12 protein-coding genes are annotated in these 14,494 nt (G+C 56.0%); 5 read left to right on the forward strand and 7 right to left on the reverse strand.

Annotated features, from left to right (window positions below):
* On the reverse strand, positions 1–202 hold a 202-nt coding region (locus BN1117_RS19740; RefSeq protein WP_209435247.1), incomplete at its 3' end, for a hypothetical protein.
* 39 nt (positions 203–241) lie between these two features.
* Here BN1117_RS19740 and BN1117_RS19170 point away from each other — a divergent pair.
* Positions 242–574 (forward strand): REP-associated tyrosine transposase, encoded by a 333-nt coding sequence (locus BN1117_RS19170; RefSeq protein ID WP_280136006.1) that lies wholly within the window; start codon positions 242–244, stop codon positions 572–574.
* Between the two features lie 294 nt (positions 575–868).
* Here BN1117_RS19170 and BN1117_RS16090 read toward each other — a convergent pair whose 3' ends face one another.
* The 4 genes from BN1117_RS16090 to BN1117_RS16105 all read right to left on the reverse strand — a co-directional run bounded on the left by BN1117_RS16090 (position 869) and on the right by BN1117_RS16105 (position 6,592).
* Positions 869–1,774 carry a pentapeptide repeat-containing protein gene (locus tag BN1117_RS16090; RefSeq protein WP_167334829.1) on the reverse strand — a complete coding sequence of 302 codons (906 nt, stop codon included), beginning with the start codon at positions 1,772–1,774 and terminating at the stop codon, positions 869–871.
* A 180-nt stretch (positions 1,775–1,954) separates the two neighbouring features.
* Positions 1,955–4,126 (reverse strand): DNA helicase II, encoded by a 2,172-nt coding sequence (gene uvrD, locus BN1117_RS16095; protein ID WP_040099018.1) that lies wholly within the window; start codon positions 4,124–4,126, stop codon positions 1,955–1,957.
* Positions 4,127–4,194: 68 nt separating this feature from the next.
* A complete protein-coding gene (locus BN1117_RS16100) occupies positions 4,195–4,596 on the reverse strand; it encodes a hypothetical protein (RefSeq protein WP_156130022.1) in 402 nt (133 codons plus the stop codon).
* A gap of 64 nt (positions 4,597–4,660) precedes the next feature.
* Positions 4,661–6,592: a hypothetical protein gene (locus BN1117_RS16105; protein WP_040099022.1), complete on the reverse strand. Its 1,932-nt coding sequence runs from the start codon at positions 6,590–6,592 to the stop codon at positions 4,661–4,663.
* Positions 6,593–7,188: 596 nt separating this feature from the next.
* Here BN1117_RS16105 and BN1117_RS16110 point away from each other — a divergent pair.
* The 4 genes from BN1117_RS16110 to BN1117_RS16125 all read left to right on the forward strand — a co-directional run bounded on the left by BN1117_RS16110 (position 7,189) and on the right by BN1117_RS16125 (position 11,927).
* Complete coding sequence (locus BN1117_RS16110) at positions 7,189–8,187, forward strand: BMP family lipoprotein (RefSeq protein ID WP_040099024.1); 999 nt, start codon at positions 7,189–7,191, stop codon at positions 8,185–8,187.
* 88 nt (positions 8,188–8,275) lie between these two features.
* Positions 8,276–9,841 (forward strand): ABC transporter ATP-binding protein, encoded by a 1,566-nt coding sequence (locus BN1117_RS16115; RefSeq protein ID WP_040099026.1) that lies wholly within the window; start codon positions 8,276–8,278, stop codon positions 9,839–9,841.
* Positions 9,841–10,959 carry an ABC transporter permease gene (locus tag BN1117_RS16120; protein ID WP_040099028.1) on the forward strand — a complete coding sequence of 373 codons (1,119 nt, stop codon included), beginning with the start codon at positions 9,841–9,843 and terminating at the stop codon, positions 10,957–10,959. The genes BN1117_RS16115 and BN1117_RS16120 overlap by 1 nt, the downstream gene beginning before the upstream one ends.
* Before the next feature lie 2 nt (positions 10,960–10,961).
* Complete coding sequence (locus tag BN1117_RS16125; RefSeq protein ID WP_040099029.1) at positions 10,962–11,927, forward strand: ABC transporter permease; 966 nt, start codon at positions 10,962–10,964, stop codon at positions 11,925–11,927.
* Between the two features lie 265 nt (positions 11,928–12,192).
* On the opposite strand, the gene BN1117_RS16130 is transcribed toward BN1117_RS16125, so the two are convergent.
* Together BN1117_RS16130 and BN1117_RS19745 are read right to left on the reverse strand one after the other, a co-directional pair.
* Complete coding sequence (locus BN1117_RS16130; protein ID WP_040099031.1) at positions 12,193–14,184, reverse strand: bifunctional 2',3'-cyclic-nucleotide 2'-phosphodiesterase/3'-nucleotidase; 1,992 nt, start codon at positions 14,182–14,184, stop codon at positions 12,193–12,195.
* Positions 14,126–14,494: hypothetical protein (locus BN1117_RS19745; protein WP_209435248.1), on the reverse strand; the 369-nt coding region annotated here is incomplete at its 5' end. The genes BN1117_RS16130 and BN1117_RS19745, both read right to left, overlap by 59 nt.

Raw genomic sequence — 14,494 nt, forward strand, 5'->3', positions numbered from 1 at the left:
TTGCATTGATATCAGGTCGAGCTGTGGATGCTGGGGCAAGCCTCCATGGTCTGACAATCCCTGCTACGTCTTTGTCGAAAAGGTGGGTGTCCCAGATTTGCAGATTTGCCGGTGTCCCAGATTTGCCCTTGTCAGAAAGGTGGGTGTCCCAGATTTCTCCAGATTTCTTTTGGGTGTCCCAGATTTCTTTTGAAATGCCCATCAAAAAGGTGGTTGTCCCAGATTTTTCGGCATTCTCTCTTTGCCGGAGGGGGACACCGATTTCCCCCTGCGTTGGCGGCTGATCAAAAGCCACTTTTCCCGCGCCTTGCCGGTCAATGAGCGGCGCAGCCAGACCCGGTTACGCCACGGGGAGCGGGGCATCTGGCAACGCCATTATTGGGAGCATCTGATCCGGGATGAGCAGGATTACCGCCACCATATGGATTACGTCCATATAAACCCGCTCAAACATGGTCATGTCACGCGGGTGGCCGATTGGCCGTATTCCACCTTCCATCGTTACGTGGCGAGCGGCGTCTATCCATCGGATTGGTGCGGGTCGGTAGATGGGGTGCAGGGGGGATTGGAGTAAACCCCTAACATGATTGTTCTGTTGTAAGCGTCCGATTACGCGAACGTCTTACGCGATCGTCCGATTACGCTTCGCTAATCGAACCTACGGCCTTGATTATTTGGCCAAGAACGCCTGCCGAACCAAGCAGAGAAGATCGATACAAAATAGGACCTTGGAAGGCGTTTTAAAGAGGCTCAACGCTTAAGGTCCTGTACATGAATCGAACCTACAATCCTATTGAGTGATACTAAACATTAGTTTACCATTGGGACCTTAAAGTTCGATGGGACAGATGCGGGTCAGCACCTACTTCTAGTGGGTGTCAGAGGGTTCAATTCCCTCAGTCCGAAAGCCATCCAGCACTTTTGCTTGGTGCTTCATATCTGGCCTAAGCATATAGAGCTTCTTCAATAATTCTGGTGACATGTGTATATAGTCAACACATTTTGCTTTAGCTATTTCTGAAACATTGATACCTTCAGTCTTTTTGAAAGAACACTGTCGAAGGTTTGCACCTGTGAAGTTCGCGTTATAAATCTTACTTTCATGAAAATTTGCGCTTTGCAAATCACAGCGTTCGAAATTAACTTCGCTTAGATTAGTTTTTTCGAAAATTGCGCCTTTGCACACCGCGTCAATAAAAATAGATTTATACATGCTACAATTATTGAAAACTATGGCCTTTAGCTTGGAATTTTCGAAGCTGGAAGATCTCATTTCATTTTCAAAGAATTTTGAATCAGATAAAACCCCATTTTTTAATTTTAGGTCGATTATATTTGATTTTTTAAATGTTACATTTTTTATATTTAAATTATTAAGTGTGAGATTTTGAACATTGATAGAGTGAATGCCAAGGCCATGAAGTCGCTTAATATTACCCTGCTTTTTAATGTTTATCTCCGGGTTATCTAAAGTAGCATAGTCACTTATTTCTTCTTCAAGCTTCCTAATTTCAGACATTTTGTTTCTACGGGAATCTAACCAGAATATAAGAATACCAACAACTGAAAGATCCAGCAAAGAGCCATGAAGAGAAATCAATAGATCCTTCCACATATCTTTATCATAAAGACCAATAACAGTATTAGGGAAGATCAATTTGTTAAGGTGATTCCAACCAAGTGATATACCTACAATGACAATCAATAATATAAAAAATATACATGTTGTAGACTTTATTGGGCATTCAAAGATTTTTTTTAAACACTTTTTCATAAGTAGTCTGTCAAAGAAAATCATAATGGATTTGTGAGTTATTTATTGGTGAAGTTATGTTTAATCTAGAACCACAGATTTTTCCATTTTTTAATTGGTAAATATTATTCCATAACTGTTGTTATTGTAAACAATCAACCCGGCCTAAGCCGGGTTGGTTGTATCAAAAGGCGGGAAAAATCAAAGCGCTTCCAATCTGGCATATGCCGTCACCAACCACTTGGCGCCGACGTCGTCGAACTGGATCTGCACCCGACTCTGCTGGCCGACCCCTTCGAAGTTGAGTACCACCCCTTCGCCGAATTTCGGATGGAGCACCCGTTGGCCAAGCTTGATGCCGCTGGCGTCGAAGCTTTGCTGCACCTCGTTCTGGCTGAAGCGGCCGTACTGGGTGGGGCGGCTGACCTGAGTGCGCAGCCGGATCTCTTCCAGACACTCGGCGGGCATTTCGCGGATAAAGCGGCTCGGCTTGTGGAACATCTCGCGGCCGTAGATGCGGCGGCTCTCGGCATAACAGATGTAGAGCTTCTCCATGGCGCGGGTCATGCCGACGTAACAGAGGCGGCGCTCCTCTTCCAGCCGGCCCGACTCCTCGGTGGATTGCTGGCTGGGGAACATCCCCTCTTCGACGCCGACCAGCAGCACCAGCGGGAACTCCAGCCCCTTGGCGCTGTGCAGTGTCATCAGCTGCACCGCGTCGGCATATTCGTCCGCCTGATTCTCGCCGGATTCCAGCGCCGCATGGGCGAGGAAGGCGGAGAGATCGCTCATATCCTCCAGCTCGTCCGGGCGCTGGTACTGGCGGCAGGCGGTGACCAGTTCGTCCAGGTTCTCTACCCGCGCCTGGGATTTCTCGCCTTTTTCCGCCAGATACATCGTCTTGAGGCCGGAGTTCTGGATGGCGATATCCGCCTGCTGGTGCAGCGGCAGCATGGAGACCTGCTCCTCCAGCGCGTCGATCAGCTCGACAAAGCCGCGCACCGCATTGCCGGCGCGACCGGTCAGCACCTTGTCATTGAGCAGCGCCTTGGCCGATTGCCACAGGTTGAGCCCCTGATCGCGGGCGTTGCCGCGCAGGATCTCGAGGGTGCGATCGCCGATGCCGCGGGTCGGGGTGTTGACCACCCGCTCGAAGCTGGCGTCGTCGCCACGGTTGTTGATAAGCCGCAGGTAGGCCATGGCGTCCTTGATCTCTTGCCGCTCGAAGAAGCGCAGGCCACCGTAGATGCGATACGGCATGGCGTCCTGCATCAGCGCCTCTTCCAGCACCCGCGACTGGGCGTTGGAGCGATAGAGGATGGCGCAGTCGGCCAACAGGCCCCCTTTTTCCTTCCAATCCTTGAGGCGGCCGACCACGAAGCGGGCTTCGTCCACCTCGTTGAAGGCGGCGTAGAGGGAGATCGGGTCGCCCTCGGCCCCCTCGGTCCACAGCTCCTTGCCAAGGCGTTCGGCGTTGTTGGCGATGACGCTGTTGGCGGCCTTGAGGATATTGGCGGTGGAGCGGTAGTTCTGTTCGAGGCGGATGGTCTCGGCGCCCTGATAGTCGGTCAGGAAGCGCTGGATGTTCTCGATCTTGGCGCCGCGCCAGCCGTAGATGGACTGGTCATCGTCGCCGACGGTCATCACCTTGCCGCTGTTGCCCGCCAGCATCCGCAGCCAGGCGTACTGGATGCCGTTGGTATCCTGAAATTCGTCCACCAGGATGTTCTGGAAGCGGTCGCGGTAGTGCTCGAGGATGTGCGGCTTGTTGAGCCACAGTTCGTGGGCGCGCAGCAGCAGCTCGGCGAAGTCCACCAGACCGGAGCGATCGCAGGTCTCCTGATAGGTCTTGTAGATCTGCTGATAGGTGCGGGTGACGGGGTCGCCGTAGAGGTCGATGTCGCCGGGGCGCAGGCCTTCGTCCTTCTTGCCGTTGATGTAGCCCATCACGGCGCGCGGGGCCCAGTGCTTCTCGTCGAGGTTGAGCGCCTTGAGCACCCGGCGGATCAGCCGGTACTGGTCGTCGGAGTCGAGGATCTGGAAATCCTGCGGCAAGCCAGCATCCAGATGGTGGGCCCGCAGCAATCGGTGGGCGATACCGTGAAAGGTGCCGATCCACATGCCGCGCACGCCGTCGCCGATCACCTTTTCGACCCGGCCGCGCATCTCGGCCGCCGCCTTGTTGGTAAAGGTGACCGCGATGATGGAGAAGGGTGAACAGCGTTCCACCTGCATCAGCCAGGCGATACGGTGCACCAGTACCCGGGTCTTGCCCGAACCGGCACCGGCCAGCACCAGCAGGTTGCTGCGGGGCGCCGCAACTGCATCTCTTTGCTTGTCGTTGAGCCCGTCGAGCAGGGTTGAAACGTCCATCACCACTCCTGTTTATTTATACAGGCGGGGATTATACGGCCTGAGCCGCCAGAGACCAACCAGCAGGATCAACGAAGGGAGCGATGATAATCTCGATATTGGCCCAATACATTACCCGAAAAGCTCAATAACATGGCGCGTGGGGAATCCAGCGCCCGATGGACGGGATCAAAACGAAGTACTGCTGCGTGCAAACGGCCTTCAGGTAAGGTCACTTCCGTGTCGCCCATCATGAGTTGGCCATCTTGATAATACCCATGCTGGAAGTGCACGATGACATCATTCACCATCAAGGTACCCAGCTTGAGCTGCAGTGACTCGCGTTGCATCTCTCGCAACGCAAAGAGACTGGACAGTGACGGACGCCCATCGGGCATCCGCTGTACATATTCACGGGTGGTTAATTGATATTGCAATTGACCCTGACGATCGAAGACACGCTCCCGATAATCCTTGTAGCGTGCCAACATACCGGCAGCTTGTGCCGTCGGTATCAGCAAAAAGAGCGCCCCCAGCAGGAGCGCTCTGCATTGTTTACAGCTGATCGGCACAGCTGACCTTGTTTCCATCCAGATCGGTACAAGATACAAAGACTTTGTCAAAGGTCGACCCAGCTACCGGTGTCATTTGGGTTGACCAGTCATAGCCAACTCCCTTGGCGTAGATGCTAGTGTGGCTGTCTTGATCTTCCTGCATCCAGCCGATGTACTTGAGTGCACCGTAATCGTTTTGGGCATGAAGCGCCTTGAATTCATTGCTCGAGATCAGGCACATGGGCTCTCCCATTGCCTTGGAGAGATCGGCATCCCGCACACCCACAGCACAGTTGCCAGATACCTTGATGGTTAAATCGCTGCGATCCAGCATCTCGTCAAAGAATGGGATAACGTTGATGTTGAATTTGACGCCCACCTCTTTGGGCTCCCAGCCCATGCCGGTGTCTACGTACTTAGTCTCAATACTTTCCCACTGGATAGTGGGCGCCTTGCCCGAGAAATGGTCGGCAAACTGCTTCAGGGTTGCGGCATTGGAATCGATCTCATCTTGGGTCAGCGATTCGTCCAGCTTGCTCTGATCGATGGTCAGTGCAATGTCTACCGCATCCTTTAACTGTGCCTTGGCCTTGGCCAACCGAGCCTTGGCCTCATTGGTCAGACGGAAGAAGTCCGTATGTGCCACTAGCACATCTGGCTCGATATCCATCTGGCTGAACTGGGTCTTGAAGGTGCTGGCGCTCTCTTCATAAGTGGTATGGAATTGCTGCCCCCAGCTTTGCTTGATATGCATGCGAGGCAAGGTCACCTCTTCTTGCTGGGTTGCATACGCATTATCCGGGCCGTATTGGTAGGAGGCGGCAATATTGAGTGCCGATGCTATCGCCATCGCTGAGGCGCGTAGGGCCTTGGCGCTGTCGAAATTGAGGGTAATCGCATCGTTGTCACCATAGATTGCGCTGTAACCCGGGTCCTGGATATCGGCCAGGGTGGCGGCGACCTTGTCCATACTATCGGCATAGGCCCCCATCAGCTTGGCTACGTCATGGGTATATCCTTTGCCACCCTTGAGACTAAAGGCCATGGAGGCGGAGTATGGTGTGTGGATAATGACATCGATCACTTTAGCCAGGTTGGTGCTGTAATTAACGCCCATCTCAGAAGAGGCAAAGCCCAAGCGTTCTGCAACAACAGGGTCGTTGGTTACTTCGAGCATGGCCAGCATGGCCAGCACGATCTGGCGATCGGTTTTGCCTGTGTCTGTGGTCTCGGCCTGCAGCGTGCTCTTGTACTCCTTGAGCTTATCTTCCACATGCAAGGTTTTCAGATCGGTCAGCGTCAGCAGATCGGTGAGTACCTTGTTGACGGCAACTGATTGACCATTAATCACTGCCAGCGAGGCATTCATATGTGCTTCAGCAGCTTTGGTATCAACCACTTTTTTGTCGAGCTGTGCCTGTTTCAGTGCTTCATTCAGGCTGGTATTAAAAGCGTCATCGCTGTCAAAACGGATGGTATTGCCCAGCTTGGCGATGACATCAGGCTTCAGCTTGATGCCGTTCGCAGGATCGTTGTCGTCATCCATGGTTTGCAGTAGGGCGGCGATACGAATGGCGCGAGCCTTGTCACCCTTCTCGGCGATGGTGTAGGGGGTCACCAGGGTCTGACCTTTTTTAACCTGAGTTTCCCCAAGCAGGATTGAGCCGAGTTTAAAGGCACAGGTATCGCCATCATTAAAGAAGAACTCGCCTTTCTCATCGGTCAGCGCACTGTAGCTACCGCAGGTGTAGTTCAAACCTGCTACTGCACTATCAATAAAGGTGGCGCTCAACGCAGGTTTGGTGGCGTTTCCACCATTGCCACTGTTATTGCCATTATCTGTGCTGGCACCATCGCCACCACCGCCACAACCTGCCAGTGCCAAGCTGGATAACGCTGCCACAACCGATAAAGCCAGAACATTTTTTTTCATTTTTATTTCCCTGAAACAACGATACATATGCCATCTGTACCAAGCTGAGGAAGCCAGATAGGAGAGAGTGGCATGGATTGATATGCAGTACTCAATTGACATTATTGTTAGTTGCGTTTGAGCCCGTGCGGTAAGCATCATACAGGGGCTCATATGGTTTTCATATTGATCTGGATCCCGCCTATTGATGAATTGTGAGATAGCCGAAGTTTCAGATGTATGACGTTTTGTTATGACGACCAGAGTGAGGAGGGGCCTTAACTGCAAAACAGGTCAGCGTAGTTTTGCGAGCCGGATCACGGGCTTACCTAAAGCTTGAGGTGATACTGAGGGAAAACGTTTTACGCTAACTTCATGAATAATATGGAAAATGTCATTTTGAGTCTGGGTTTTTTAGCGTAAAAATCCAAAAAAGATCTAAAAAACAGATGCTTATATGGTTTTTTCACTGTCATTCAAATCGTTAGCGCAAACGTTTTTCCCTTATCATCTGCTTGACCCGCATCTGGGCTGACTTAGAGTAAGCCTGCGTGCTAAATGACCTGTTGTGACAGGCAAGCAAGTTCCCTCACTTAATAACAATCAAGGATACGATCGTGACTAAAGTGCTCAAGCTGGCCACCCTGGCCTCCCTCACTCTCGCTGCTCTCTCTGCTCAGGCCGCTTCCGAGCCGGCTGTGATCTATGACACCGCGGGCAAGTATGACAAATCATTCAACGAAGCCGTGTTCCGTAATGGCGTCGAGCTCTACAACAAGGACAAGGGGGTTAAGGTCAGGGAGTTCGAACCCCAGAACGAAGCCCAGCGCGAGCAGGGGCTGCGTCGTCTGGCCAGCCGTGGCAATGGCCCGATCGTGGCGGTCGGCTTCAACATGGGCTCGGCAGTAGAGAAGGTGGCGACCGAATTCCCCAACACCCAGTTCACCATCATCGACATGGTGGTCGACAAGCCGAACGTCCAGTCCGTCATCTTCAAGGAGCATGAAGGTTCCTTCCTGGTGGGGGCACTGGCGGCCATCGCCTCCCAGAGTGGCAAAGTCGGCTTCGTGGGCGGCATGGATATCCCGCTGATCCGCAAATTCCAGTGCGGTTACGAGCAGGGTGCCAAGTACGTCAATCCGAAGATCGAGGTGTACCAGAACATGGCGGGCTCTACCCCGGCGGCGTTTGCTGACCCGGCCAAGGGTGCCGAGCTGGCCAAGTCCCAGTTCGCCAAGGGTGCTGACGTGGTTTATGCCGCAGCTGGCGGTACCGGTATCGGTGTCTATCAGGCCGCCAAGGACAGCGGCAAGTTCGCCATCGGTGTGGACTCCAACCAGAACCACCTGCAACCGGGCACCATGCTGACCTCCATGGTCAAGTCTGTGGGTCTGGCCGCTTACCAGACCTGGGATGACGCTGCCAAAGGTGAGTGGAAGCCGGGTATCAAGAACCTGGGGCTGGCCGAAGGCGGTGTGGATTGGGCGCTCGACAAGGACAACGAGAAGCTGATCACCCCGGAAATGAAAGCCAAGGTAGATGCCATCAAGGCTGACATTATTGCAGGCAAGGTTCAGGTTCATGACTACATGAGCGACAACACCTGCAAATACTAATTAGAAAGTTGCTGCTACGACTCTCAACGCACCACCGGCCCGCACGGGCCGGTTTTTAGTCTTATGTCATGACACGCAGGGCTGCATCATGGACCAGACAGATCGTTATGCCATCGAATTGAGGGGTATCGATAAGCGCTTTGGCGAAGTGTACGCCAACAAGCGAATCGACCTTAAGGTTCGTAAAGGCAGTATCCACGGCATTGTCGGCGAAAACGGCGCCGGAAAATCTACCCTGATGAGCATCATTTATGGTTTCTACCACGCCGATAAAGGCGAGATGCTGATCGACGGGAATCCTTTCAAACCCCATGGCTCACAAGATGCGATTGCCGCAGGGGTGGGCATGGTTCACCAGCATTTCATGCTGGTGAACAACTTTACCGTATTGGAGAACGTCATCCTCGGTGCCGAGAACGGCTGGCACCTGCGCCAGAGCGTGGCGGCCGCAGAGAAGCTGCTGGGGGAGTTGGCGCGGGATTATGGCCTCGAGGTGCCGCTGCACGAGAAGGTCGAAGATCTGCCGGTTGGCTTGCAACAGCGGGTCGAAATTCTCAAGGCGCTCTATCGCGGTGCCCGCATCCTGATCCTCGATGAGCCGACCGGGGTACTGACTCCGCAAGAGGCGGATCACCTGTTCACCGTATTGAGACAGCTGCGGGACCAGGGGGCGACCATCATCTTGATCACCCACAAGCTGCGGGAGATCCTGGCCATTACCGATCAGGTCTCCATCATGCGTCGTGGCGAGATGGTGGCCCATGTCGCTACCAAGGATACCGACAAGGAGCAGCTGGCCGAGCTGATGGTGGGTCGCAAGGTGCGGCTCAAGGTCGACAAGGGGCCAACCCAGCCCGGTGACGCCAAGTTGAAGATCGAAGGGCTCAGCTACGTCGACGCCAGCAAGGTGGAGCGGGTCAAATCGGTCAGCTTCGAGGTGCGGGCCGGTGAAGTGGTCGGCATCGCCGGGGTCTCCGGCAACGGTCAGTCCGAACTGCTCAGTCTGCTTGGCGGCATTCTCAAGCCGAGCAAGGGCAGCTTCACCATCAGCAGCCGCAGCGGCGTGCACAAAGTGAGCGCTGAGCACCCGGCCGATCCCGAGCTGGTGCGCAACTACGGCCTCGGCCATGTGCCGGAAGATCGCCACAAGATGGGGCTGATCAACCGCTTCGAGGCGAAAGAGGCCTTTATTCTCGGCTATCACCGCCGCCCGCAATACAACAAGGGGTGGCTGCAGAACAAGGGGGCGATCCAGCAGGATTGTCAGGCCAAGATGGAGAAGTGGGACGTGCGCCCGCCCCATCCCGATCACAAGACCGCCAACTTCTCCGGTGGCAACCAGCAGAAGCTGGTGATCGCCCGTGAAGTGGAGCAGGACCCGGATGTGCTGTTGATCGGCCAGCCGACCCGCGGGGTCGACATCGGCGCCATCGAGTATATCCATCAGCAGATCATCGCCATGCGCGACAAGGGCAAGGCGGTGCTGCTGGTCTCGGTGGAGCTGGACGAGATCATGAGCCTCGCAGACCGGATTCTGGTGATTGCCGACGGTCGCATCGTCGGCGAGCTGGATGGTGCCAAGGCGGATGAGCGCACTATCGGTCTGATGATGGCGAACATAGTGCCGGACGAAGTTGCCAAGGAGGCCCACTGATGAGTCAAGTACGTATTCCTGCCTGGGTCTCCGTGGGCGTCTTGTCTGCGGTCAACATCCTGCTGGCCTTCCTGGTGTCGGCCATTCTGTTCTACTACCTCGACATCAACCCGGTCGATGCCGCCAAGATCATGTGGTACGGCGCGTTCGGTACCGGTGAGGGGATAGGGTTCACCCTCTACTACGCCACCGGCTTTATCTTCACCGGTCTGGCGGTGGCGGTCGCCTTTCACGCCGGGCTGTTCAATATCGGTGGGGAAGGTCAGGCCTATATCGGTGGTCTGGGGGTGGGGCTAGTCTGTCTGACCCTGGGTGATGTGCTGCCGTTTGCCCTGCTGTTGCCGCTCTCCATCATTGCCGGTGGTCTGTTCGGCGCGGCCTGGGCCTTTATTCCTGCCTGGCTGCAAGCCAAGCGCGGCAGCCATATCGTGATCACCACCATCATGTTCAACTTTATCGCCGCCTCCCTGATGGCCTATCTGCTGGTGGAGGTGTTCAAGCCGCCCGGCTCGATGGCGACCGAGAGCAAGGTGTTTGCCGAGGCAAGCTGGCTGCCCAAGATGAGCGGGCTGGCGAGCCTGTTCGGGATGGAGATCCCCAACAGCCCGCTCAATATCAGCTTCTTCTGGGCGCTGATCTGTGCGGCGCTGGTGTGGGTCTTTATCTGGCACACCCGCTGGGGTTACGAGATCCGCTCGGTCGGCGCCAGCCAGAGCGCCTCCGCCTACGCCGGTATCTCCTATCCCAAGGTGGTGATCCTGGCCATGGTCATCTCCGGCATGTTGTCGGGCTTCTTTGCCCTCAACGTGCTGCAGGGGGAGCTGCACCAAATCAAGCTCAACTTCGTGGAAGGGTTCGGCTTCACCGGTATCGCGGTGGCGCTGATGGGGCGCAACCACCCGGTCGGTGTCATCATCGCCAGCCTGCTGTTCGGCTTCCTCTATCAGGGGGGCGCCGAGCTCAGCTTCGAGTTCGGTGTCGACCGCAACATCGTGGTGGTGTTGCAGGGTCTGGTGATCCTGTTCTGTGGCGCCCTTGAGCACATGATGCGTCCGCGCATCGAGCAGCTCTATCTGGCGTTTGCCAACCGCTCAGCCGCGCAAGCTAAAGGAGTCTGATCATGTTTGAAATTCTGATCCTGATGCTGGATGCGACCATCCGTACCGCACCGCCGCTTATTCTGGCTGCCATGGCGGGCATGTTTTGCGAGCGCTCCGGGGTGGTCAACATCGCGCTGGAAGGCAAACTGCTGGCGGCGGCGTTCGCCAGTGGTGCGGCGGCGGCGGTCTCCGGTTCTGCCTGGATAGGTCTGGGTGCCGGGGTGGGTGTCTCCATCCTGTTCGCCCTGATGCACGGCTTTGCCACCATCACCCACCGCGGTGATCAGGTGGTGAGCGGCATGGCCATCAACATTCTGGCGGCCGGTCTGACCGTGACGCTGGGCCGTTACTGGTTCGATCAGGGGGGCCAGACACCGGCACTCTCCGGCGCGGCACGGTTTGCCCCCATCGATCTGCCCTATGCCAAGGAGCTGTGGGATGTGCCGGTGATTGGCCAGCTCTACAGCGAGCTGTTGAGCGGTCACTCCCTGCTGGAGTATGTGGCGTTTGCCGCCGTGCCGCTGGCCTGGTGGGTATTGTTCCGCACCCGCTTTGGTCTGCGCTTGCGGGCGGTGGGTGAGGCACCGGCAGCAGTCGATACCGCCGGTATCTCAGTGGTACGGATGCGCTACACCGCTCTCATCATCGGCGGCCTGCTGGCCGGTATCGGCGGTACCTATCTGGCGGTGGCCCAAACGGCCCAGTTCATCCCCAACATGAGTGCGGGCAAGGGCTTTATGGCGCTGGCGGCGCTGGTGTTTGGCAAGTGGCGTCCCTGGAGTGCCATGGCAGCCTGCCTGCTGTTCGGCTTCCTCGATGCGGTCGCCATCCGGTTGCAGGGGGTCAGCATTGGTGACTTCCCGATCCCGGTGCAAGCCATCGAGGCACTGCCCTACATCCTGACCGTGTTCCTGCTGGCCGGTTTTATCGGCCGTGCGGTGGCGCCCAAGGCGCTTGGTACACCCTATGTGAAGGAACGGGAGTAGCGCCTTTTATTGCGATATTCTCGATCACACAGATAACAGCAGGTCCACTTCGGTGGGCCTGTTTTTTATGAGCGGGATGGGGCAGACCTGCCGGGATCTGGATGGTGTGATAGAGGGAGGCGATGGCGTGAAGGGATAAAGGGGCTGCGCGAGTTGCTGCGGGTAGCGGCTGGCGTACAAGAGCTGCCCCCTCTGCCAGAAGCATCAAAAACCCCCTCGTATCGGGAGGGGGTTGCAGAGGTGATTGCCAGATTAGTCCTGAGGATCAGGGTGCCAGCACCAGCTTGTAGACGCCAAAGCCGGGGTGTTTGGCATCGGTGGGTGGCAGGGTCTCTACATAGTTCAGCTTGCCACCGGTCAGGGCTTGCGCCTCGCTGCGTGGCGAGCTGTAGATGCGCAGATCCAGATTGGCAGGCAGGGGGGCCAGCTGCCAGTTGTTGTCTGCCGGGGGCTCGAAACCGGCCGGATTCTTCTCTGCCAGATCCTTGAGGTATTCGGAGAGCACTTCGCGGGTTTCGAACTGATCTTCATGGACGATCACCTTGGCGTTGATGCCCGGGAAGTTGCCACCACCGCTGGCGCGGTAGTTGTTGGTCACCACGTAGAACATCTGGGCCGGGTCGATTGCCTTGCCCTGATAGGTGAGGTTGGTGATGCGATAGCTGTCGCTCACCTTGTTGCCATCCACATCGTAACGGGCGGGTTTGGTCACATCGACCTGATAGTTCACACCGTCGATCACGTCGAAGTTGTAGGTGCGGTACTTCTCGTTCACCAGCCACTGGGTAGCGGTGCTGGCGGCATCGATCTTGTTGAACTGGACGGCGCTCTTCTCCAGCCACTCCTGTACGGTCGCGCCATTGATGGCGACCACCTGCAGGGTATTGGGGTAGACATAGAGGTCGGCCACGTTGCGCAGGGAGATATCGCCAGCCGGTACATAGGTGAAGTCGGTCGGACCGTTGCGACCGCCACGGAATGGCGCGGCGGCGGAGAGGATGGGCCATTTCTCCTTGAGCTGACCATCCTGTTGCAGTTTCTGGGCGTGCCACAGCTGGGCGTCGCTGACGATCTGGATGGAGGGGTCATCCTGCACCAGCGCGAAGAAGCTGTGGATTGGCTTGGTGATCTTGCTGAGGGGCTCGTCCAGCCACTGGTTTGCCTGCTCGTGCTCGGCAATGACCTGATCGACCACCGCCTGATCTTCGGTGCTGCTGGCGCTGCTGTCGATTTTGCGCAGCTGGGACTGACTGGAGGCCACTTCCCAGCGACCCTCTTTCCAGGTCATGTGCAGGTCGATGATGCCGAGGTGATTGCCCCAGACGCCCGGCATCACGGTCGGTACACCCGCCAGGGTGCCTTTCTCGTTGTCCACATCGGTCATGTTGGGGTAGTCGCCCGGGAAGGTGCGGTGGGCGTGGCCCAGCAGCAGGGCATCGATCCCTTTCACCTTGGCCAGCGGCAGGGCGGCGTTCTCCATCATGGGTTCGCGCGGGTCACCTATGATGCCGGTGTGGGCCACGACCACGACGATGTCAGCGCCCTTGGCGCGGATTTCGGGTACATAGTGCTCGGCGGTCTCGACCATATCGGCCACCACCACCTTGCCTTCCAGATTACGTTTGTCCCACAGGGTGATCTGGGGTGGAGTCAGCCCCAGCACCCCGACCTTGATGGTCTGGGTATTGCCGTTGGCATCCTTCACCTGACGATCCAGCACCACGTAGGGTTTGAACTTCTGCTTGTTCCAGTCGATGGTGCCTTTGCCATCACGGCTGAAGGCATCGGCTTGGAAGACGTTGGCGTTGATGTAGGGGTAGTTGGCCCCTTTCAGGGTCTCTGCGAGGAAGTCGAGACCGAAGTTGAATTCGTGGTTGCCCAGGTTGCCGACATCATAGCTCATGGTGTTGAGCGCCTTGATGGCAGGGTGGGTCTGCTTGCTCAGCCACTGCTGTTTGACCTGCTGGTCGTGGATATAGTCGGCCAGCGGGGTGCCCTGGATCAGGTCGCCGTTGTCGATCAGCAAGTTGTTGGCGTTCTCTTCGCGGGCCTTGCGGATCAGCACTGCGGTGCGGGAAAAACCCAGCGAGGCATCCGGCTTGTTCTGGTAGTAGTCATAACCGAGCAGGTTGGAGTGGATATCAGAGGTTTCGATCAGCCGCAGGGTGAGATCACCGGGGGCCTGAGAGTTGTTGTCGTTACAGCCGGACAGCAAAAAGATAACTGCCACCGCGCTCAGTTTGAGGGTGGTTTTCATTGTTGGATTCTCTTGTTATGGGTATGCCAGCGTGGTGCATTCTATCGATAATGCAGGGGGGGAGACTGTGAACACGCAGGTAATTCGTTCTAATTATCTCTTTGTTAATAAAGGGCTGATCGATCATGAAGGGTGATATAGCGCTCCTCTTGTCACCAAGAGCTCTTCGAACGAAAAATTCTGGCACAGTCGCCTCAACGAGGGCAGTGACAACCGCTTTGTCCATATCACCGATGGCAAACGATAAGCCGCAGGTTGAGCCTGAAACAACAAGGGAGCCAGCGGCTCCCTTCAGACTGCTGACAAACCC

Source organism: Aeromonas australiensis (assembly GCF_000819725.1).
GTDB classification, from domain to species: domain Bacteria; phylum Pseudomonadota; class Gammaproteobacteria; order Enterobacterales; family Aeromonadaceae; genus Aeromonas; species Aeromonas australiensis.

Excerpts from the sequence above, each read along its gene's own strand:
- BN1117_RS16125 (WP_040099029.1), top strand. The coding sequence starts at position 10,962 with ATGTTTGAAATTCTGATCCTGATGCTGGATGCGACCATCCGTACCGCA.
- BN1117_RS16115 (WP_040099026.1), top strand. The coding sequence starts at position 8,276 with ATGGACCAGACAGATCGTTATGCCATCGAATTGAGGGGTATCGATAAG.
- BN1117_RS16105 (WP_040099022.1), bottom strand. The coding sequence starts at position 6,592 with ATGAAAAAAAATGTTCTGGCTTTATCGGTTGTGGCAGCGTTATCCAGC.
- BN1117_RS16100 (WP_156130022.1), bottom strand. The coding sequence starts at position 4,596 with ATGTTGGCACGCTACAAGGATTATCGGGAGCGTGTCTTCGATCGTCAG.
- uvrD (WP_040099018.1), bottom strand. The coding sequence starts at position 4,126 with ATGGACGTTTCAACCCTGCTCGACGGGCTCAACGACAAGCAAAGAGAT.
- BN1117_RS16130 (WP_040099031.1), bottom strand. The coding sequence starts at position 14,184 with ATGAAAACCACCCTCAAACTGAGCGCGGTGGCAGTTATCTTTTTGCTG.
- BN1117_RS16090 (WP_167334829.1), bottom strand. The coding sequence starts at position 1,774 with ATGAAAAAGTGTTTAAAAAAAATCTTTGAATGCCCAATAAAGTCTACA.
- BN1117_RS16120 (WP_040099028.1), top strand. The coding sequence starts at position 9,841 with ATGAGTCAAGTACGTATTCCTGCCTGGGTCTCCGTGGGCGTCTTGTCT.